Genomic DNA, 19,800 nt, shown 5'->3' with positions numbered 1-19,800 from the left:
TGACAAAAGCCATGAAATATACTGGTTGATTGTATTGCGGGATATACCCAGGGTCAAGGCAATCTTTCTGTTGCTCAGACCATCTCTGTGTAAACTGAAAATCTGTTTTATATCCATCGGATCAAGTACGTTAGCCATCTCGTTTTATCTTTAGAACGACATGGGGATTATTACTTGACCTTTCAAAGTGGCACAAAACGAACCGAAACAGTCCAATTCATCCGGCACAAAACGAACCGAAAATAGCTCGTCTATCCTGGCACAGTTTGAACCGAAACAGGTGGCGCAATTAGACCGAAACAGGTGGCGCAAATCAAACCCTTATATCCAATCTCACCTTATTTCACTCAAAACCCTTTCATAATCTAAAATGTCGAATGAGGTAAATTCGTCCCCTCTAAAAAGAAGTATCTGATCAGTCATTTTGACAAGTCCTTCTTGGATCAATAGTTTTTGTTCATCTAGGTAAAGAGGAATCGGTGAATCCCCGATTATCGGATTAATTCGTAGTGATTTGGAGTTTTTTGCCAAAATCACAATAGCTCCTGGACTATTTTTTGGGAGGTTCATCAATTCTGAATAAAAGCTTTCCAGGCAAGTTTTGCAGCCTTCCGGATGGATGACTAGAATCCACTCCTTTGGTTCTGCTATTTCCAGAATTGAAGCAACTTCACTTTTGCCTATTGGCTGACAAGCCGTAAAGAAAAACACTAACCAATAGAACCTGGTTTGTTTAATCCTCATAGTTCAAGCCTTCAAACCGAATAATATCATATTTCAAAAAATTCTCATCAAAATCATCCCGGTTGGGATTGTTCGTGGATATATACAGCCCTTTCTTTCCTACAAAGTAATTCCAAGTTTGAACATAATTAGTTCCAAAGTGATGCTCACCCATTATTTCCAAGTCCTGATTTAAAACTAATACACCTACTTTAGAATGGTTTTGAAGTAGTTGGCGTGGGGTCAAATTGTAATTTTCCCAATCAATTTCTGAATAGAAAAACCGGTAAAATACTTTGCGATAAGAATCATAAAGTAGTGCCTCATACCTTCCATTTTTTAAATCTTTAATAATTTCTTCATCTCCATTTGGATATCCTTCAATTATTCTAAACCCATTGATTTTGTTTGATTTTGCGGTTTTGTAACCAATAACTTTTTCTTGACTTTTCGAGACTATCCAGAATTTATGATCTAATTGAGGGGAAACTATTATTGTATCACCATTATGAGCCCAAGAAACATCAGGGCTTTTTTTACCTTCTTCCCACTCATCTTCAGGCCTAAAAATTGACAACCAATTCAATTTTGCGATTTTGCCGCCAAAATTTAATTTGAAAATTGGTTTTGATTTTTTTAGGTCGCTTTCCGACGTCCTGTAAAGATCTTGAAAATAGGGTTGGATTCCGTATAAACTATTTTCTGAAAAAAGTAGGGGGGTCTCATTTGTTGCAGCTAAGTAATTTGCCTTATTTTCGGGATCGTCTATAGCTAGGGATGATTTTTTATTTCCAGCAAAATTTAAAAAATGAATTCGAGGAGGAATCGATGCAATTAAAACACAATCCTGAGATAAAATCTCAAAGCCATTATTAAGACCTACCCCATTTGGTCCTTGCTTTTGAAGAGGAATTATATGAGCTAGTTTTTTGGAATCCAAGTTGAATATCCCTATTTCAAAATTCACCTTATTTTGAATTGCCAGGTATTGACCAGAATCGGAAAAAAAATACTGTGTTCTTATTTTTTTTGGGGCGAAATCTTCGTTTATGGGAATCTCAATACTCTTAAATACATTTGATTTTATTATTCTGTTTTTCTTTGGCTCTGACTTACAATTAAATAATAAAAATACTGCAAGAATAGGTAAATATTTTTTCATTCTTAAGACATAAAAACTGTTCCATTCTCTAAAATTAAACATGGACTTAAACTGAATCCATTAATTAAAGTGAATGAAACAGTTATTGTTAGAAATAATTAATTATACACCAATTGAGCCGTCATCCTCACAACCGCAAGGAGCCTTGTCTTTGGGCTTTGTGCATGTTTCACCGTCCCATTCGCATTTAGCAATTTACCCTTGTGCTTCTGCTTCACTTGTTGCTAAGAACGAAGTTCCAAAGATTGCTGCACCAGTCAGCCCTAGTCCTAGAACAAATAATTTTAACTTTTTCATGATTTTAAAATTTACGTTTGAAAATTGATTTTATTTTGGGAATGCCTAGAATTTCCCGATTTAATCTTTTGGCCAAAAAGATTTCGACTAATATAGAAGGTGCAAAAAAAAAAACAAACTAATTGGATAAAATATTTTAAGATTTTAATTACAAATCAAAAAACAAACTACAAAAAGCAAATTTCTTACCATCAAACAAGCCTTGATCACTCAGCTTCAAATGCGGAATTACCAGCAAGGCCATAAAGCTCAGGGTCATAAAGGGAGAATTTAGGGTGGAGCCCATTTTCTTGGCCATTCGGTCGATCCGGGTATAGGCTCCCGCAACCTGATAGCCGTCTTCGGGAGACATAATGCCGCCGACAGGAAGAGGCAAGACTTCCTCTTTTACTCCCGAAACTGCCGATACGCCGCCTTTCGCCTCGATCAGGAGATTGACTGCTCTACAAATAGATGCATCATCAATTCCCACGGCTATAATATTATGAGAGTCATGTCCGACTGAAGAAGCGATAGCTCCTGTTTTCAATCCAAAGTTCTTAGTGAAAGCTACTGCTGGTGGAGCATCTTCGTAGCGGTTGACCATAGTAATTTTTAGGATGTCCTTTTCCAAATTGGATTCGGCAAATCCATTTTTTACCACAATTTCACCCTCGATCTCAGGGGTGATCAATTGTCCGTCCAAAGCTTCGATGACTCTCACTTTTTTACTTGAGGCGGAGAGTCGAAAATCTTCCGGCTTTTTGAGCGAGGTGTTGAAATTATTGATCACCTCATTTTTGATCCGGGAAATCAGGGTCTTTCCATCTTCAGCTACTTTTTGTCCTTTGATATAGGTGGCAAGGACTTCAAACTTTTCCAGATCCTTCACCAGAATAAAATCAGCAGGATCGCCTTCTCTAAGTTGGCCCACCGGTAAGGAATAATGTTCGATGGGATTCAGGCATGCTGCTTTCAGTACATCAAAAAGATCTTTTCCTTTGGCCACTGCCCGCGCTGCGAGTTCGTTGATATGACTGATGGCCAGATTGTCCGGATGCTTGTCGTCCGAGCAAAACATAATCATCTCGGGATAGTCGTCAATGAGATCGATCAAGGCTTCGAAGTTTTTAGCCGCCGAACCTTCGCGGATGGCGATTTTCATTCCGAGTTTGATTTTGTCCAGTGCTTCCTCATAGGTAAAGCATTCGTGGTCGGTGCTCGGACCGGCTTTGATATATTTTTCAGCCTGATCTCCCATCAATCCCGGCGCATGTCCGTCGATGGGTTTGCCGTATTTCTGGGCGATCCTTATTTTCTCCATGACCACTGGGTCTTGATTCACCGTGCCTGGCCAGTTCATCATCTCGGCGAGGTAGAGAATCTCAGGACGACTCATGAGTTCCTCGATTCCCTGTACATCGATCTCCGCACCGGCAGTTTCGAAGGGGGTAGCGGGCACGCAACTCGGCGCACCAAAGAAAAAGTGAAAGGGTACCTGCTTGCCATTTGCTATCATGTAGTTGACTCCTTCTACTCCGCAGACATTGGCGATTTCATGGGGGTCGGAGATGGTAGCCACCGTACCGTGAACTACCGCCAGCCGGGCAAACTCGGAAGGAACTAACATCGAGGACTCCACATGGACATGTGCATCGATAAAGCCTGGCATCAGGAAGGGAAGGTCTCCTCTAGCGAAAGTCGGTTGAATACCGGCTATTTTTCCGTTATTGATTTTGAGTTCTACAGGGTATATTCGTCGTTGAGGGATGTCTACAAATTGGGCTATACTAATCATGAAAATCAGATTTAAATCAGGAAAATAAAAGCAGGGAAATCCATCCTGCCAAAGTTGAATTGGATTAAAACTACTATATTTGCGACTGAATTAAAAAGCCAAACAGAATCCTTTTTTGAATGGGTAAAATAGTCATTGCCATTGATGGGTACTCGGGCTGTGGGAAAAGTTCCACTGCTAAGGCCGTAGCCAAAGAATTGAATTACACCTACATTGACTCTGGGGCTATGTATCGGGCAGCGACACTTTATTTTTTGGAAAATTACCTAAACCCTTCCAATCCCAAGGATGTGGAGAGAGGTTTGAAAAATCTGGATATATCATTTCAGCCCAATCCAGATACTCAGAAGCAAGAAACTTACCTAAATGGTCTCAATGTAGAAAACGAAATCAGGTCCATGCGCGTATCTGAGAAGGTAAGTGAGTTAGCTAAAGTGAAGGAAATTCGATCCGAACTTGTGGCACAACAGCAGCGTTTGGGAAGGAAAAAAGGTGTGGTGATGGACGGAAGAGATATAGGTTCGGTAGTCTTTCCAGATGCAGAGCTTAAAGTATTTATGACTGCGGATTTGGAGACGAGAGCCTACCGGAGACAGCAAGAGCTATTGGAGAAGGGAGATTTGGTTGATTTGGCACAAATCCAGGAAAATTTAGCAGAGCGGGATCGAATCGATTCTTCTCGGACCGAGAGTCCTCTGATCAAGATGAAAGATGCGGTAGAAGTAGATACGAGTCACCTTAGTTTTTCAGAGCAAGTAGGTCAGATCGTGCATTTGGCACAGCAGAAAATTGAAACAGAAAAAGACTATGCAGGTAACCATCGATAAAAATTCAGGCTATTGCTTTGGAGTGGAGTTTGCCATCAAAATGGCAGAGGATGAGATGGAGCAATCCGAAAAATTATATTGTTTGGGCGATATCGTTCATAATGACATGGAGGTGAAGCGCTTGGCAGACAAAGGTTTGGTTGTCATTGATAGGGAAAAGCTCGCAGATCTCAGTGATTGCAAGGTCCTTATCCGTGCTCATGGTGAGCCTCCAGAAACCTACAAAACAGCCATTGAAAACAACATCGAATTGATTGATGCTTCTTGCCCTGTGGTGCTCAAGCTGCAGCATCGGGTGAAGACAGCATTTGATAAAATGGAGCGGGAAGATGGTCAAATTGTCATCTATGGGAAAAAAGGCCATGCCGAAGTGATTGGACTGACTGGACAAACACTGGAAAAGGCGATTGTAGTCATGGAAGATGATGACTTGGATAAAATTGACTTCAATCGGCCAGTGACACTATTCAGTCAGACGACCAAGAGCACAAAAGGCTTCTACGAGCTATCTCAAAAAATAGAAGAACGGATCAAGTCTGCCAAAGGAACTTTGACCTCAGTGGACTTCAATGCCAATGATTCTATTTGTCGTCAGGTGTCTAATCGAGAGCCTCAGCTTCAGCGATTTGCTGAAGAAAATGATGTAATTCTTTTCGTCTCCGGAAAGAAAAGCAGTAATGGAAAAGCGCTCTATCAGGTCTGTTTAAGTCAAAATCCGCGAAGTTATTTTGTGGAAAACGAAACAGAGTTGGATCCTGAGTGGTTTCAGCATTCAGATAAAGTTGGGATTTGTGGAGCTACATCCACTCCCATGTGGCTGATGGAGCAGGTGAAAAATCACCTTGAATCCATGGAGGCCAATGCCCTTCCAGCTTAAACCCAAAATTTGCCTTTTGGAATTGGGAAAGGCCATTCCGGAGAAAGTTAAAAGATAAAAGTCCGTTTCGTCTCAAAATAAAAAGGTTATTTATTAGATTTGAGGCGTTTTTCAAAAGCTCATAGTTCAAAAACAGATATGTCTAAAATAGTGAAGCTTAAGAAAGGTTTTGACATCAACCTGGCAGGAAAAGCCAAGCAAGAGCTTGCTGATTTTGCCCCCGCTCAAACTTTCGCCATTAAGCCAACGGATTTTATTGGTCTTCAGAGACCAAAAGTCCTTGTCCAAGAGGGAGATACCGTAAAAGCCGGTACTCCGATCCTGTTTGATAAAGCCATGGATCAGGTAAAATATGTCGCACCGGTCTCCGGCGAAATCGTCGAAGTCAAGCGGGGAGAAAAGCGAAAATTACTGGAGATCAAAATTTTGGCAGACAAGGAAATCGTCCGTGAGAATCTCGGAAAAATTGACCTCAAGTCCATTGAACGAAGTCAATTAGTAGAGAGATTGGCAGAAAGCGGTGTTTGGCCACATTTGATTCAGCGTCCATTTGGTGTAGTAGCCAATCCTGAAGATACACCAAAAGCAATATTTATATCAGCTTTTGATACGCATCCACTTGCTCCTGATTTGAGTTTTGCTCTACAGGGCGAAGACCAATATTTCCAAGCGGGCTTGGACGCTTTGGTCAAATTGACCGAAGGAAAGGTTCATTTAAACGTAGATGGATCCAAGCCGGTGGCCAAACTATTTTCTGGAGCCAAAGGAGTGCAGATCAATCAGTTTAGTGGGCCACATCCAGCAGGAAACGTTGGAATCCAAATCCACCACCTCGATCCTATTAATAAAGGCGAGATAGCTTGGACTATCAGTCCTTTTGGAGTAGTCCAGATCGGTAAACTTGTTGTGGAAGGGGTTTACGATGCAACCAAGGTTATTGCTTTGACGGGTTCAGAATTGACCAAAACCGCCTATGTGAAAACTACTGCAGGAGCTTCAATTTCTACTTTCGTCAAGGGAAATCTAAATAGCGGTCATGTCAGAGTGATTTCAGGAAATGTACTGACAGGTGAAAAAATATCACTAGAGGGCTATCTTGGTTTCTATCATAACCAAATCACAGTCATCCCTGAGGGTGACTACTATGAATTCTTGGGTTGGGCAAAGCCTACCGCAAAGAAACTAAGCTATCACAGAGCTTTAGGACTCCTTTCTTTCCTTACGCCTAAGAAAGAGTTTGTTTTGGACTCTAATGCTAGAGGTGAAGAAAGAGCATTTGTGCAGACAGGAGTTTTTGAATCTGTGACTCCAATGGATATCCTTCCGGTTTATCTTCTGAAAGCCATCATGGCCGAAGATTACGATGAGATGGAGGAATTGGGTATTTATGAGATTGTAGAGGAAGATTTGGCACTTTGTGAGTTTGTCGATGTGTCGAAACATCCCGTGCAGGAGTTGGTAAGAAAAGGTTTAGAATTAATCCAATACAGTTAATCCATATGAAGTTTCTAAGAGATTTAATGGACAAGCAAAGACCCCTTTTTGAAAAAGGAGGGAAGCTTGAAAGTTTATATTACGCATTTGAAGCAGGAGAGACCTTCCTGTTTTCGCCAAATCATACGACAGGTATCAAGGGTGCCCAAGTGAAGGATGCTATTGACCTAAAGCGAATGATGATCACTGTGGTGATCGCAATGATTCCGGCTTTGCTTTTCGGAATCTACAATACCGGTCATCAGCATTTTCTAGCAGTAGGTGAGACTGCTGGTCTTTGGGAAAATTTTGGTGACAAAATGATCATCGGGCTACAGCTTGTCTTACCCATTGTCATAGTGGCTTATGCTGCCGGGGGATTGGTAGAAGCCACATTCGCAGTGATTAGAAAGCACCCGATTAATGAAGGTTTTCTCGTCACAGGAATGTTGATTCCTCTGGTGGTTCCAGCGACAACGCCACTTTGGCAAGTAGCTTTAGCAACTATCTTTGCAGTAGTGATTGCTAAGGAAGTATTCGGTGGTACAGGTATGAATATTTTGAATGTAGCCATGACGGCAAGAGCCTTCTTGTATTTTGCCTATCCAGCGCAGATTTCTGGTGATTTGGTTTGGACTTACTTGGGAGAGAAAACTGCAGTAGATGGATTCTCTGGGGCTACTGCACTTGCGGTTGCTTACAACGCAGGTATTGATAATGTCCCTGTAACAGAAGCCTTAGCTGGACACAATACAGCCTTGGGGTCAGATTTGTTTAGTTTCACTAATTTATTCATCGGATGGATTCCTGGATCGATTGGAGAGACTTCCACGTTGATGGCTTTGGTAGGTGCTGTGATTTTAATTGCCACCGGAGTAGCCAGTTGGAAAATTATAGTTTCAGGATTTGCCGGTGCTTATGGCATGGGACTCGTGATGAATCTTTTGGCAGTAAATGAGTATATGGCAATGCCTCCTCAGTACCACTGGGTGATGGGTGGTTTGGCCTTTGGTATCGTGTTTATGGCTACTGACCCAGTATCCGCTGCGCAAACAGAAACCGGTAAATGGATTTATGGATTATTGATCGGTGTACTCACTGTCATCATCCGTGTGACTAATCCCGCTTATCCAGAGGGAATCATGCTAGCTGTTCTATTTATGAACGTCTTCGCTCCTCTGATTGATTATTATGTAGTAAAAGCTAACAAAACAAGGAGGTTACAACGTGCAACAGTCTAACGCTTACATTATCACATTTTCGGTCATTTTGACCGTGGTACTTGGTTTACTTCTTTCTGGTACTTCACAAGTTTTGGGTCCAATGCAGCGCGAGGCAGAGGCTTTGGACAAAAAGAAGCAGATTTTGGGAGCAGTAATTTCTGCTGAAGAAATCAGTGCCATGAAGCCTGAAGAAATAAATGCCTTTTACTCCTCTCGCATTGCTTCTCTAGTGGTAGATATCAACGGCCAGGAAGTTACCGAACAAGATGGAGCATCCGTGACAGCAGAGACGGTAGATATTGCAAAAAATTACAAAAAGTCAGCTGAAGATCGTTTATATCCTGTATTTATCTTCCATGCTGAGGGTAATTCTGATGATGTGTCTTCATATATATTTCCTCTTTATGGTGCGGGCCTATGGGATGCGATCTGGGGATATCTTGCATTGGATACTGATATGAATACAGTAGGTGGTATCACGATGGCACATGCTGGAGAGACTCCTGGCTTGGGCGCAAGAATTACCGAAGGAGGTATTCAGAATCGCTACGAAGGAAAGAAGATCTTTAGCGATTCAGGTGAGTTAGTGGCTATTCAGATGCAAAAGGGAGAGGGAAAGGATTATGATTCAGAACCTCACAAAGTAGATGGGATGTCTGGTGCTACCATCACGGCAAATGGTGTAAATACCATGCTGAAAAACTACCTTGGCCACTACAAGGCTTTTATTGAGTCTAAGAAAAACTCATCGGCTGTCGCAGCAGCTTATTAATCATCAATTAACTCACTGAAAAAAACAACACTATGAGTGCTGAAACAGTAGAAAAAGCAATTGAGAAAAAGCCATCGGAAGCGCTTTTTTCAAAGCGAAGAAAGAAATTAGTCACAGATCCTTTGGTAGACGATAATCCGATTACCATTCAGGTCTTAGGAATATGCTCCGCACTTGCCGTGACCACGCAGCTTCAGCCTACCTTGGTAATGGCTATTTCTGTAATATTCGTAATGGTAATGGCAAATCTTGCTATCTCACTAATGCGAAATACCATCCCTAGCCGTGTCCGAATTATTGTACAGCTTGCCGTAGTCGCGTCTTTGGTAACTTTGGTTAATGAGGTATTGAAAGCTTTCGCTTTTGATATGTACAAGGAACTTTCTGTTTTTGTTGGACTGATTATTACCAACTGTATTGTAATGGGTCGTTTAGAAGCCTTTGCTTTGGGTAACAAGCCTTACGACTCTGTATTGGATGGTTTTGGTTCTGCTTTGGGGTACTCTTGGATTATTTTGGCTGTAGCTTTCTTCCGAGAACTATGGGGATCAGGTTCGGTATTTGGAATTCCTGTATTTGATTACGTTTCGGGTATATTTGGCCCTGATTTCCAATTGGCTACCAATGGACTGATGGTGTCTCCTGTGGGAGCATTTATCATCTTGGGATTAATTATTTGGGTACAGCGTACCAAAACTGGCTATGTTGAACACTAAAAACCGATAGAAGAAATGGATTTATTTAGCTTAGGTATTCGGTCGATCTTTATCGACAACATGGTTTTTGCTTACTTCCTCGGAATGTGTTCCTTTTTGGCCGTTTCCAAAAAAGTAAGTACAGCTTTGGGACTTGGAGTAGCAGTAATCTTCGTATTAACTGTAACCGTTCCAGTCAATTGGCTTTTGAATGAATTTGTATTGAAAGAAGGTGCTTTGACTTGGGCTAGCGCCGAGTTAGCTACAGTCGACTTGACTTTCTTACGATTCATCATGTTTATTGCTATTATCGCTGCCATGGTGCAGTTGGTAGAGATGGTGGTAGAAAAATTTGCTCCTGCATTGTATGGTGCTTTGGGTATTTTCCTACCGTTGATTGCGGTAAACTGTGCAATTCTTGGAGGATCTCTCTTCATGGCACAAAGAGATTACACGCTTGCTGAATCGGCTGTTTACGGTTTCGGTTCTGGTACAGGATTTTTCTTGGCAATAGTAGCTTTGGCAGCTATTCGTGAGAAATTGAAATATTCGCATGTTCCCAACGGATTAAAAGGTCTAGGAATCACGATGCTTTTAACTGGTCTTATGGGTATCGCATTTATGTCCTTTATGGGAATAGATTTGTAAAATTTCCCTACATGATTTTAAAGCCTCGAAAAGTGATTTTCGGGGCTTTTTTATGCTATAGAGTAAGAAGAATATAGCTTTTGTTTCATTGGTCCATCTGATCCAAGGATTTGTTTTTATCTTTAGATCCATTCAAAATCCAGCCTATCATGAAAAACCTATTTGCAATTTTAGCCTTACTAATGTTCAGTCTTCCTGTTTTTTCTCAACAAGGAGAATGGATTGAACTTTTCAATGGAGAAAATCTAGATGGATGGAAAATCTCCGAAAATCCCGAATCCTTTCAAGTAGCCGATGGTCAAATCAAAGTAGATGGTCCTCGCGGTCACGCTTTTTACAACGGTTCGGTTAGTGATCACAACTTCAAGAATTTCGAATTGATGGTGGAGGTCAAAACTATGCCGAAAGCCAATTCAGGCATTTTTATTCATACCGAATATCAAGAGGAAGGCTGGCCTGAAGTGGGCTATGAAATCCAAGTCAATCAATCTCATTCCGATTGGCGAAAAACGGGAAGTGTCTATTCCTTTCAGGATGTGCGTGAGGTATTTGTAGAAGATGGAGACTGGTACACTCAGCACATCATCGTAGAGGGGAGTACCATCACGGTGAAAATCAACGGGGAAACGGTTAACGAATATGATGAATCTGAAGTCCGTACGGGTGATCTAGGATCCAAAAGACTCAGTAATGGCACCATCGCGCTGCAGGCACATGATCCCGAAAGCGTGATTTACTACCGAAGTGTAAAAATCAAATTATTGGATTGATTTTTACCAGTACCTGAAGTGTTAATGGAATTTTAGCTGAATACAGCAATTATGAACTTTACTTATAAACGAATTCTAGCCTATTTTCTCCGGGGCTTGCTATTTTTGACTCCATTGGCAGTGACTGCTTATGTGATCTATGCTATTTTCCTCTTCTTGGACAACCTGATTCCTGTACCCATCCCGGGTATAGGAATCTTGATGGTTTTGGGGTTGATTACGTTTATCGGTTATTTGGCTAGTCTTTTTTTCACAGGTCGCTTTTTCGAATGGTTTGAACGGGGATTAATCCGGATTCCATTGGTCAATCTTCTGTATACTTCTATTAAGGATTTGATGGGCGCTTTTGTTGGGGAAAAGAAGAAATTCAGCGCTCCTGTAATTGTGCAGATTTCGGATACCTTATCTCGTTTGGGATTTATCACTCAGGAGGATATGTCGATTATTGGAGAATCGGGCCTTACAGCAGTATATTTTCCTCACAGTTATAATGTCTCCGGAAATGTATTTTTAGTACCAAAGGATAAAATAAAACCTCTTCATGGTGTCAAAAGCTCAGATGTGATGAAGTTTATGGTTTCTGGCGGGGTTTCAAGTTTGAAGTGAAGGATCAACGATAATACCTCACAAAAGCAATCCACTCCCCATCCGGTGACCAGGAGTGTACATTGATAGTGCCTTGGCCTCCATAAAATACGTCTGTGAGATCCCGGATTTCCTTGGTTTCTACATCGAGTAGTCGAAGCTTCACGTCTTTGCCAAAGGGATGTGCACCTTTTTGGTCTTCGAGGTAAGAAATGATGACGGCGCTTTTATTATCCGGTGAAGGATGGGGAAACCAGTTGTCCAACTCGTCAAAGGTCAGTTGCTCTTGTCCACTTCCATCAGGTTTCATCCGATAGGCTTGCATCCTGCCGGTTCGGTGACTGTTGAAGTAAATCCACTTGCCATCGTAAGAATATTCCGGTCCATCATCCAAACCCTCTGTGTTCGTCAATCGAATTTCCTCTCCTCCCACAGTCGGGATGACATAGATGTCCCAGGCTCCATTTCGCTCGGCACAGTAGGCTAGCATTTGCCCATCGGGGCTGATGCCATGCCAATAGCTGGGATAGTTTGGGGTGATGAGTTTGGGCTCGCCTCCGGTCATGGGGATGGTATAAATCCTCGAACTTTTTCCTTCGTCATTTTTGCTAAAAACCAGGACTTCTCCATCAAAGCTGATTCCGTGGTCATTATTAACCCGAGAAATCTGATCGGGAAAAAGCTGACCAAGTTTAGTGCCATCCAAAGCGACTTTTTCAAGCTTTCCAGCAGAATTGATCAATAGGTATTCGCCATCACGAGACCAATTCGGAGCTTCAAAATGCCGCTCTTCCTTCAGGATTTGTTTTTCTTCCCCGGTTTTGACATTGAGGATGACTAATTCACTCTGGATTCCTTCGGGTACTTGAGCGATTCCCATGGTGCTTGAGAGGAATAAAATGAGAAATGTAAGATAGGTTAGGTTGAGTTTCATGCTGGGGAGTTTATGTACTCTTCCAAGTTAGTAAACCTATTGCTTTTCTTTATACAACCTCAACCACGAATTCTCCCTTTGCTGTAAAACTTCCAATTTGCCAAAAGACTTGATTTTCTTGTTTCATGGTTTTCTCAAACCAATCCAAATTTTCGGGAGCAACCGAAATCAGTAAACCTCCGCTGGTTTGTGGGTCACAGAGTTTGACTAATTCCATTCCTTTGACTCCTTTCGTTTTGGTATTGTAAGCATTCCAGTTACGGTAAGTGTTGTCAGGGAAAATGAACTGATCAATGTATTCCTGTATGCCCTCGATCAATGGAAGCTGGCCAAGCTCGATTTTTGCCGAAAGTCCTGCCCCTTCGGCCATCTCGATCAGGTGACCCAGCAAACCAAAACCAGTCACATCTGTCATTGCATGAACTTCCTCATGATTTCCCAATACCTGTCCAATGGAATTGAGTCGACATGCTGTATCGAGCAAGTTGAGGTAATCTTTATCCTTGATTTTTTCTCGTTTTAACGCTGTCGCCAACACTCCAACCCCTAGCGGTTTGGTCAAAAAGATCAAGTCGCCCGCTTTAGCACCTCGGTTGGTTTTTATTTTTCGGGGATGGATTACTCCGTTAACCGAAAGTCCAAAAATCGGATCCTTTGCAGCGATGCTATGCCCGCCAGCCAACTCGATGCCAGCTGCTTGGCAGACTTGTTTAGCCCCTTCCAACACTTTGGCGGCGAGTTCCGGTGCAAGTTTTTCTGTGGGCCAACTCAGAATGGCATTGGCAAAGAGAGGTTTTCCACCCATAGCATAGACGTCTGAAATGGCATTGGCAGCTGATATCCGTCCAAAGTCAAATGGGTCATCAACAATCGGAGTGAAAAAATCCACCGTATTGATCATGGCCAAATCCTCTGATATCTGATAAACCGCCGCATCGTCTTTAGTTGAATTACCTATCAATAAGTTGGGGTCAACTTGGAGATTTGATCCGCTTTGGCTGAGGATCTGATCTAAAATAGCTGGCGCAATTTTGCATCCGCAACCAGATCCTTCGCTCCACTGGGTAAGTTTTATAGGTTGATCAGTCATGACATTGTTGTTTAGCTTGGATTAAAAGTGACACGTGCTCCGACAGTGATTTGCCTTCTAAATCTAGTCTATAAATCGTATTCTTGTGATGGTTTTGCAGGTCAAAGTCGTACGTTTTATCGTAGTACATCAACAAATTAGCAATCCAGGATTCGTTATTTCCTTCTTCCACATCTTTAATCGCTTGCTGAGTTCGTAGTCCTCCGAGGCGCTTTCCCAGCCGTTTAATTGCTGCGATGAGTTCATCTTTTGGAAGGTCTCCGTATTCTTCTGCGATATGTGCTATCCGATCTTCTTCTGATTTATGTATATCAATAAGACAGGAGGTCTGCATTTGTTCGAAAAAACGATCCGGTAAGATGGTACGACCGATTTTTCGGCTTTCATTTTCTACCCATATTGGAATTTCCGGGTTGGTCTGTAAGAGTTTTTCAGCTAATAGGTTTTCAAATTGCTCCACACTGGGTTGTGGGGCCTGTCCGATGGCTCCAAATGAAGAGCCTTTATGATTGGCCAAGCCTTCCAAGTCGATGATTTGCTCACCGGTTTTTTCCAGTTCATGGAGAAGAAGTGTTTTGGCCGAACCGGTTTTTCCACCGAGAATGATCATTTGCCGGGTTTTTCTTACCTCTTCAAATGTGAATGTCCGATAGGTTTTATATCCCCCTTGAAGTCGGAACACTTCAAAACCCACCATGGTCAGCAGCCAAGAGAGGATTTGACTTCGCATCCCGCCTCGCCAGCAATAGAGCAGGATTTTTTTTTCGGGTAAAAGCTGCAGGGCTTCCTTTTGGATTGAATGAAATCGTGGGCCGACCAATTCGAAACCTTTCAAAATAGCTTCTTGATTCCCTTTTTCCTTGTAAAGCGTACCGACTAGTACTCGCTCCTGATTGGTTAAAATAGGTAAATTGATTGCCTCGGGAATGTGACTTTGGGCAAATTCTCCTTCGCTTCGGGCATCCAAAATGGGAAGCGATTTTCGCAGCTTAAAAAATTCCTGAAGAGAAATCAATTTTTCAGTCATGAGCAGTGAAATATAAAAAAAGCCACAGGAAAAACCCGTGGCCTATAAAATAGTTTTAATTTGAATTAGAGCTGGGCATCTAATTTTTGTGCCAAAATCGCTTTAGGAACAGCTCCGACTTGCTTGTCGACAATTTGTCCGCCTTTAAAGAAAAGAAGCGTAGGAATAGATCGGATACCGAAAGCTTGAGCGACGCCAGGATTGGAATCCACATCTACTTTTCCGATTACTGCCTTTCCTTCATAATCACCTGCCAATTCTTCTACCACAGGTCCAATCATTTTACAGGGACCGCACCACTCAGCCCAGAAGTCAACCAAGATGGGTTGTTCGGATTTGATTATTTCTTCAAAATTCGCATCGGTGATTTCAATTGCTTTTGCCATTTTATAATACGTTTAGTTTCAGTTCAATTTTCAAATATATGAGAGAAAGTCTATCAAGACACAATAAGTTCCTAGGGCTTTAATTTTTTTATCTATGAAGGATAGTCAAATTCTTTCTGATCTCTAGTCACTTACCACCTTATAAACTACCTCTGGGATTTGTCTCAGTTCGTTGATCATCTCCGCACTGGGATCAATCGTGAATTTTTTGGCAAACAACTCCAGACTGATATTTTCCCTTCGGTCAACTACTGAGAAATACAATTTCGCCTCACCCTTATATTTTGAGGTGATTTCTTCCAGTTTTTCCATCAGATCATAGTTTAGATCGTCTAAATCTATATTGACTCGGAGCCCTTTGATCATTTTACCTCGGACCTCAGATAGCAACATGATAGAATTGATTTTAAATTCTAATTCGTCGTTCCATCGCTTTTGGCCCACTTGGCCTTTGATAAATAAAAACCAACCCGTCATGAAATACTCTTTGTACTTGACATAATCCTCTCCAAACAAAAAGAAGGTGTACCCACCTTGATAATCTTCCAAGGTTAAGGTACCAAAGGGTTTTCCATTTTTAGTCGTTCGATGGGCAAAGCTGGACACAGATCCTGCAAATCGTAATTCACTTTTTCCCTTGAGCGAATCCAGATCATTGAGATCAGGTAAAGCCGCATTGGTAAAGGATTCGATCTCGAGTTTGTACTGATCGAGGGGATGGCCAGATATATAAAGTCCCACCACTTCTTTTTCGATATTGAGCTGCTGAAGCTGAGAAAAGGGCTCAATCTGTGCCACTGTAGGTAGAGGTATATCCATGCTGCCACTGGCCCCTCCAAATAGACTCACTTGGGCACTGTCTTCTTCCTGCTGTATTTTCTGTGCATATTTTACGGCTTTTTCGATGAGCGTGACATCTCCGTCTGGAGCCTCAAGATATTGTCTCCGGTGATGCTCGGGGAAGCAGTCAAACCCTCCGGCCATAGCCAAGGCTTCCATGGTTTTTTTGTTTAGCGCTTTGGAGTTGACTCGCTTCGCAAAGTCGAAAATCGTTTTGAATGGGCCATTGGCTTCCCGCTCTTTGATGATTTCATCTACTGCCGCTGAACCCGCACCCTTGATAGCTGCCATGCCAAAACGAATTTCTCCAGCTGCATTTACGGTAAACCCATTTTTGGATTCGTTTACATCCGGTCCCAAAACAGGAATTCCCATTCGCTTACATTCTTCCATAAAGAAGGTGACTTGCGTGATGTCATTCATGTTATTGCTCAGCACCGATGCCATGTATTCAGCAGGGTAATGTGCTTTGAGGTAGGCCGTTTGGTAGGCGATCCAAGCATAACAGGTGGAGTGGGACTTGTTGAAGGCGTAGGAGGCAAAAGCTTCCCAGTCAGACCAGATTTTCTCCAATTTTTTAGGATCATGGCCTTTTGCAGCTGCCTGCTCGACAAACTTAGGCTTCATTTTATCCAAGACATCCTTTTGCTTTTTACCCATGGCTTTTCGCAATACATCCGCTTCACCTTTGGTAAAGTCAGCCAGTTTTTGGGAGAGCAGCATGACTTGCTCTTGGTAGACCGTGATCCCATAGGTTTCCTTCAGGTATTCTTCCATGTCATCCAAGTCATAGCTGATGGCTTCTGTACCATGCTTTCGCTTGATAAAAGATGGAATGTAAGCTAGCGGTCCCGGACGATACAAGGCATTCATAGCGATCAAATCCGCAAAAACTGTCGGCTTCAGTTCACGCATGTATTTCTGCATTCCGGCGGATTCGTATTGGAAAATCCCCACGGTTTCACCTCGTTGGAAAAGCTCGTATGTTTTTTCGTCGTCAATTGGAAATTCATCCGCATCTAGCTGAATTCCATGTCGTTCTTTGACGATTTTAATCGCATCCTTGATCAGGGTGAGGGTTTTCAATCCCAAAAAGTCCATTTTGAGCAAACCGGCAGATTCTACCACAGAGTTGTCAAACTGGGTGCAGACCATGTCCGAGTCTTTGGCCAAAGCCACAGGAACAAAATTGGTAATATCTGAAGGCGTAATGATCACACCACAGGCATGAATGCCCGTATTCCGGACAGATCCCTCCAAAACCGTGGCTTGATTGACCGTCTTGGCCGATTCGTCCTGACCTTGCGCAATTCGAATGAGTTCTTCTGCTTTTTGTATCAATTCCCCTTGGCCTTTGAGTTTCTCCAACAAGGCGGGTCTATTTTTTGCCAATTCGAAAAGCGCTTTGAGCTTGATGTCGGGTACAAGATTGGCCAGTCTACCGGCCTCAGCCAGAGGGAGGTTGAGTACCCGTGCGGTATCCCGAATGGCTGATTTGGCAGCCATGGTGCCATAGGTGATAATTTGAGCGACTTGGTTGCTTCCGTATTTTTTGATTACGTAGTCGATAACCCTTCCGCGTCCTTCATCATCAAAGTCAATATCAATATCGGGAAGTGAAACTCGATCCGGATTGAGGAATCTCTCAAAAAGGAGATCATACTCAATCGGGTCCACATTGGTGATACTGATGCAGTAGGCCACGGCTGAACCCGCTGCAGATCCCCGGCCCGGTCCCACCGAAACTCCCATATCCCGAGCTGCTCGGGTAAAGTCCTGAACGATCAAAAAGTAACCCGGATAGCCGGTTCGTTCGATGGTCTCCAACTCGAAATCCAAGCGCTCTTGAATCTCCGGCGTGATTTCGGAGTAGCGTTTTTTGGCTCCTTCGTAAGTAAGATGGCGCAGATAGGCATTTTCCCCTCGCTTTCCCCCATCCTGATCGTCTTCGGGATGCTTAAATTCCTCAGGAATATCAAATTTGGGAAGGAGCACTTCCCGCGCCAATTTATAGGCTTCAATCTTCTCTACAATCTCATGAGTGCATTCGATGGCTTCCGGCAAGTCAGCGAAAAGTTTTTTCATCTCCTCTGGAGACTTGAGGTAAAACTCATCGTTGGGAAAGCCATAGCGGAATTCTCTTCCGCGTTTACCGATGTATTTCTTGGGTTTTTCGACCAGTTCCCCATCTTTTACACAGAGTAAAATGTCATGTGCCTTGGCATCAGCCTTGTCATTGTAGTAAGTATTATTCGCTGCGAAATACTTGACCTGGTATTTTCGAGCAAGTTCTAACAGGACTTCGTTTACTTTTTCTTCTTCCGGAATTCCATGTCGATTGAGTTCTACATAAAAATCCTCTCCAAACTGCTCTTTCCACCAGACAAAAGCTTCTTCCGCTTGGGTTTCTCCGACATTCAAAATCAGGTAAGGAATCTCTCCCCACAAACCACCAGTGGTAGCGATTAAGTCTCCTTTGTATTGAACCAATACTTCTTTATCGATCCTGGGAACATAGTAGAAGCCTTCGATATTGGCATAGGAGGCCAGTTTAGCGAGATTGTGATAGCCGGTCTTGTTTTTGGCTATGAGAACCGTCTGATAGCCGTCATCTTTGGAAGATTTGTTTTTTCGATCTCTGCACAAGTTAAACTCGCATCCCACGATCGGCTTGATATCTGCTCCCATGGCAGCTTTTACAAAATGAAAAGCTCCCATCATATTGCCGTGATCTGTCATGGCAATGGCAGGCATATTCATGGATTTTGCTTTGGCGATCAGTGCCGGAATTTCAGAAGTAGCTTGCAATACAGAATATTGGGTATGTACATGCAAGTGCGTGAAAGGTACATCGACTAGTTCGGAGATATCTGCTTTTCCAGCTTGCTTGAGAACCTCTTTGGCTGCGGCTTTTTGTTCGTCTTTGGCTTGCGCAAAATTAGCTTCGGCCAAATCGGGTGCCTCATAAATCACCTCGGCGACAGCAATTCCATCCTCGGGTTTTTGAACTCCCTGAGTAATCAAGCCAAAAAAGCAGCGAGCTGTCGCGTCCACGTCATAGGCTGCATCGTGGGCGTCACCAAAGCCCTTTCCGAAGAGTTTTTGATGGAGCTCGGTCAGGGTAGGCCATTTGAATTTTCCGCCTTTACCTCCAGGAATCGCACAGAATTCGGTGGAAATATCCTTGGTGTCCAGTGGATTGGCGGTCAGTGGCATACCGAGATTAGCCCGGATAAATTCCGATCCGACCACATTAATATCAAACTCGATATTGTGTCCGACTAGGTGCTTGGCCTCAACGACGTCTTTTTCAAAAATAGCCAATACCTCCTTCAGGTCATGTCCTTCGGCTAGTGCTCGCTTGGTGGAGATGCCGTGCACTTTTTCGGCATTGTAGGGGATGGTAAAGCCTTCCGGCTTGACGATGTAGTTATGATTGGAAAGCAGTTTGCCCTTGGCATCATGCAGCTGCCAGGCCAGCTGAACCAGCCTGGGCCAGTTGTCCACATGGGACATGGGGGCATTGTAGTCCCGGGGTAAACCGGTGGTTTCGGTATCGAAAATAATATACATGTGCTATCGAAAATTGAGGCTTCAAATTAGGGCAATTCGATCAGCCAAAAAAGTAGAGTGGCAGCAATTGTCAAAAAAAGTAAGGTTTTCACATAAGTATTTTTAGTAACCAAGTATTAAG

The 19,800-nt window shown here is 42.7% G+C and carries 18 protein-coding genes; 9 read left to right on the top strand and 9 right to left on the bottom strand.

Annotation, left to right across the window (positions count from 1 at the left end):
- The 4 genes from BLQ57_RS20880 to ade form a co-directional block, all read right to left on the bottom strand.
- On the bottom strand, positions 1–117 hold a 117-nt coding region (locus BLQ57_RS20880), incomplete at its 3' end, for a helix-turn-helix domain-containing protein (protein WP_244887413.1).
- A 216-nt stretch (positions 118–333) separates the two neighbouring features.
- Positions 334–744 carry a hypothetical protein gene (locus BLQ57_RS06790; RefSeq protein ID WP_087938573.1) on the bottom strand — a complete coding sequence of 137 codons (411 nt, stop codon included), beginning with the start codon at positions 742–744 and terminating at the stop codon, positions 334–336.
- A complete protein-coding gene (locus tag BLQ57_RS06785; protein WP_087938572.1) occupies positions 734–1,927 on the bottom strand; it encodes a DUF4221 family protein in 1,194 nt (397 codons plus the stop codon). The genes BLQ57_RS06790 and BLQ57_RS06785 overlap by 11 nt, the downstream gene beginning before the upstream one ends.
- A 403-nt stretch (positions 1,928–2,330) precedes the next feature.
- Positions 2,331–3,959 (bottom strand): adenine deaminase, encoded by a 1,629-nt coding sequence (ade, locus tag BLQ57_RS06780; RefSeq protein WP_087938571.1) that lies wholly within the window; start codon positions 3,957–3,959, stop codon positions 2,331–2,333.
- Between the two features lie 119 nt (positions 3,960–4,078).
- On the opposite strand from ade, the gene cmk reads away from it, so the two are divergent.
- The 9 genes from cmk to BLQ57_RS06735 all read left to right on the top strand — a co-directional run bounded on the left by cmk (position 4,079) and on the right by BLQ57_RS06735 (position 11,850).
- Positions 4,079–4,786 (top strand): (d)CMP kinase, encoded by a 708-nt coding sequence (gene cmk / locus BLQ57_RS06775; RefSeq protein WP_087938570.1) that lies wholly within the window; start codon positions 4,079–4,081, stop codon positions 4,784–4,786.
- Positions 4,767–5,663, top strand: coding sequence for a 4-hydroxy-3-methylbut-2-enyl diphosphate reductase (locus BLQ57_RS06770; RefSeq protein WP_087938569.1), 897 nt, complete (start codon positions 4,767–4,769; stop codon positions 5,661–5,663). The genes cmk and BLQ57_RS06770 overlap by 20 nt, the downstream gene beginning before the upstream one ends.
- A gap of 138 nt (positions 5,664–5,801) precedes the next feature.
- On the top strand, positions 5,802–7,157 hold the full coding sequence (locus BLQ57_RS06765) for a Na(+)-translocating NADH-quinone reductase subunit A (protein ID WP_087938568.1): 1,356 nt from the start codon (positions 5,802–5,804) through the stop codon (positions 7,155–7,157).
- Positions 7,158–7,162: 5 nt separating this feature from the next.
- Positions 7,163–8,377 carry an NADH:ubiquinone reductase (Na(+)-transporting) subunit B gene (locus BLQ57_RS06760; RefSeq protein WP_087938567.1) on the top strand — a complete coding sequence of 405 codons (1,215 nt, stop codon included), beginning with the start codon at positions 7,163–7,165 and terminating at the stop codon, positions 8,375–8,377.
- Positions 8,364–9,131 (top strand): NADH:ubiquinone reductase (Na(+)-transporting) subunit C, encoded by a 768-nt coding sequence (nqrC, locus tag BLQ57_RS06755; RefSeq protein ID WP_087938566.1) that lies wholly within the window; start codon positions 8,364–8,366, stop codon positions 9,129–9,131. The genes BLQ57_RS06760 and nqrC overlap by 14 nt, the downstream gene beginning before the upstream one ends.
- A gap of 32 nt (positions 9,132–9,163) precedes the next feature.
- Positions 9,164–9,847 carry an NADH:ubiquinone reductase (Na(+)-transporting) subunit D gene (locus tag BLQ57_RS06750; protein ID WP_087938565.1) on the top strand — a complete coding sequence of 228 codons (684 nt, stop codon included), beginning with the start codon at positions 9,164–9,166 and terminating at the stop codon, positions 9,845–9,847.
- Positions 9,848–9,862: 15 nt separating this feature from the next.
- On the top strand, positions 9,863–10,474 hold the full coding sequence (gene nqrE, locus BLQ57_RS06745; RefSeq protein ID WP_087938564.1) for an NADH:ubiquinone reductase (Na(+)-transporting) subunit E: 612 nt from the start codon (positions 9,863–9,865) through the stop codon (positions 10,472–10,474).
- A gap of 149 nt (positions 10,475–10,623) precedes the next feature.
- A complete protein-coding gene (locus BLQ57_RS06740) occupies positions 10,624–11,244 on the top strand; it encodes a 3-keto-disaccharide hydrolase (protein ID WP_087938587.1) in 621 nt (206 codons plus the stop codon).
- 51 nt (positions 11,245–11,295) lie between these two features.
- A complete protein-coding gene (locus BLQ57_RS06735; protein WP_087938563.1) occupies positions 11,296–11,850 on the top strand; it encodes a DUF502 domain-containing protein in 555 nt (184 codons plus the stop codon).
- Positions 11,851–11,854: 4 nt separating this feature from the next.
- Here the strand turns inward: BLQ57_RS06735 and BLQ57_RS06730 are convergent, their stop codons facing one another.
- From BLQ57_RS06730 to dnaE, 5 genes are all read right to left on the bottom strand, one after another.
- Positions 11,855–12,763, bottom strand: a complete 909-nt coding sequence (locus BLQ57_RS06730; protein WP_087938562.1) for a TolB family protein — start codon at positions 12,761–12,763, stop codon at positions 11,855–11,857.
- Between the two features lie 49 nt (positions 12,764–12,812).
- The gene (gene selD / locus BLQ57_RS06725) at positions 12,813–13,853 is read right to left on the bottom strand and encodes a selenide, water dikinase SelD (protein ID WP_087938561.1); all 1,041 of its coding nucleotides are present in this window, start codon (positions 13,851–13,853) and stop codon (positions 12,813–12,815) included.
- Positions 13,846–14,880 (bottom strand): tRNA 2-selenouridine(34) synthase MnmH, encoded by a 1,035-nt coding sequence (gene mnmH, locus BLQ57_RS06720; protein ID WP_087938560.1) that lies wholly within the window; start codon positions 14,878–14,880, stop codon positions 13,846–13,848. The genes selD and mnmH overlap by 8 nt, the downstream gene beginning before the upstream one ends.
- 65 nt (positions 14,881–14,945) lie before the next feature.
- On the bottom strand, positions 14,946–15,266 hold the full coding sequence (gene trxA, locus BLQ57_RS06715) for a thioredoxin (RefSeq protein WP_087938559.1): 321 nt from the start codon (positions 15,264–15,266) through the stop codon (positions 14,946–14,948).
- A 123-nt stretch (positions 15,267–15,389) separates the two neighbouring features.
- Positions 15,390–19,679 carry a DNA polymerase III subunit alpha gene (dnaE, locus tag BLQ57_RS06710; RefSeq protein ID WP_087938558.1) on the bottom strand — a complete coding sequence of 1,430 codons (4,290 nt, stop codon included), beginning with the start codon at positions 19,677–19,679 and terminating at the stop codon, positions 15,390–15,392.
- Positions 19,680–19,800 lie beyond the last annotated feature (121 nt).

It is taken from the genome of Algoriphagus faecimaris, from assembly GCF_900101705.1.
In the GTDB taxonomy this organism is placed as follows: domain Bacteria; phylum Bacteroidota; class Bacteroidia; order Cytophagales; family Cyclobacteriaceae; genus Algoriphagus; species Algoriphagus faecimaris.
The sequence above is the reverse complement of the archived record's forward strand: the minus strand, read 5'-3'. Positions and strand labels throughout refer to the sequence as shown.

What these genes read in the sequence shown, in the direction of transcription:
- nqrE (WP_087938564.1), top strand. Translation starts at nt 9,863, where the DNA reads ATGGATTTATTTAGCTTAGGTATTCGGTCGATCTTTATCGACAACATG.
- cmk (WP_087938570.1), top strand. Translation starts at nt 4,079, where the DNA reads ATGGGTAAAATAGTCATTGCCATTGATGGGTACTCGGGCTGTGGGAAA.
- ade (WP_087938571.1), bottom strand. Translation starts at nt 3,959, where the DNA reads ATGATTAGTATAGCCCAATTTGTAGACATCCCTCAACGACGAATATAC.
- BLQ57_RS06740 (WP_087938587.1), top strand. Translation starts at nt 10,624, where the DNA reads ATGAAAAACCTATTTGCAATTTTAGCCTTACTAATGTTCAGTCTTCCT.
- trxA (WP_087938559.1), bottom strand. Translation starts at nt 15,266, where the DNA reads ATGGCAAAAGCAATTGAAATCACCGATGCGAATTTTGAAGAAATAATC.
- BLQ57_RS06730 (WP_087938562.1), bottom strand. Translation starts at nt 12,763, where the DNA reads ATGAAACTCAACCTAACCTATCTTACATTTCTCATTTTATTCCTCTCA.
- BLQ57_RS06790 (WP_087938573.1), bottom strand. Translation starts at nt 744, where the DNA reads ATGAGGATTAAACAAACCAGGTTCTATTGGTTAGTGTTTTTCTTTACG.
- BLQ57_RS06735 (WP_087938563.1), top strand. Translation starts at nt 11,296, where the DNA reads ATGAACTTTACTTATAAACGAATTCTAGCCTATTTTCTCCGGGGCTTG.
- selD (WP_087938561.1), bottom strand. Translation starts at nt 13,853, where the DNA reads ATGACTGATCAACCTATAAAACTTACCCAGTGGAGCGAAGGATCTGGT.
- BLQ57_RS06770 (WP_087938569.1), top strand. Translation starts at nt 4,767, where the DNA reads ATGCAGGTAACCATCGATAAAAATTCAGGCTATTGCTTTGGAGTGGAG.
- BLQ57_RS06765 (WP_087938568.1), top strand. Translation starts at nt 5,802, where the DNA reads ATGTCTAAAATAGTGAAGCTTAAGAAAGGTTTTGACATCAACCTGGCA.
- BLQ57_RS06785 (WP_087938572.1), bottom strand. Translation starts at nt 1,927, where the DNA reads ATGTTTAATTTTAGAGAATGGAACAGTTTTTATGTCTTAAGAATGAAA.
- dnaE (WP_087938558.1), bottom strand. Translation starts at nt 19,679, where the DNA reads ATGTATATTATTTTCGATACCGAAACCACCGGTTTACCCCGGGACTAC.
- BLQ57_RS06750 (WP_087938565.1), top strand. Translation starts at nt 9,164, where the DNA reads ATGAGTGCTGAAACAGTAGAAAAAGCAATTGAGAAAAAGCCATCGGAA.
- mnmH (WP_087938560.1), bottom strand. Translation starts at nt 14,880, where the DNA reads ATGACTGAAAAATTGATTTCTCTTCAGGAATTTTTTAAGCTGCGAAAA.
- BLQ57_RS06760 (WP_087938567.1), top strand. Translation starts at nt 7,163, where the DNA reads ATGAAGTTTCTAAGAGATTTAATGGACAAGCAAAGACCCCTTTTTGAA.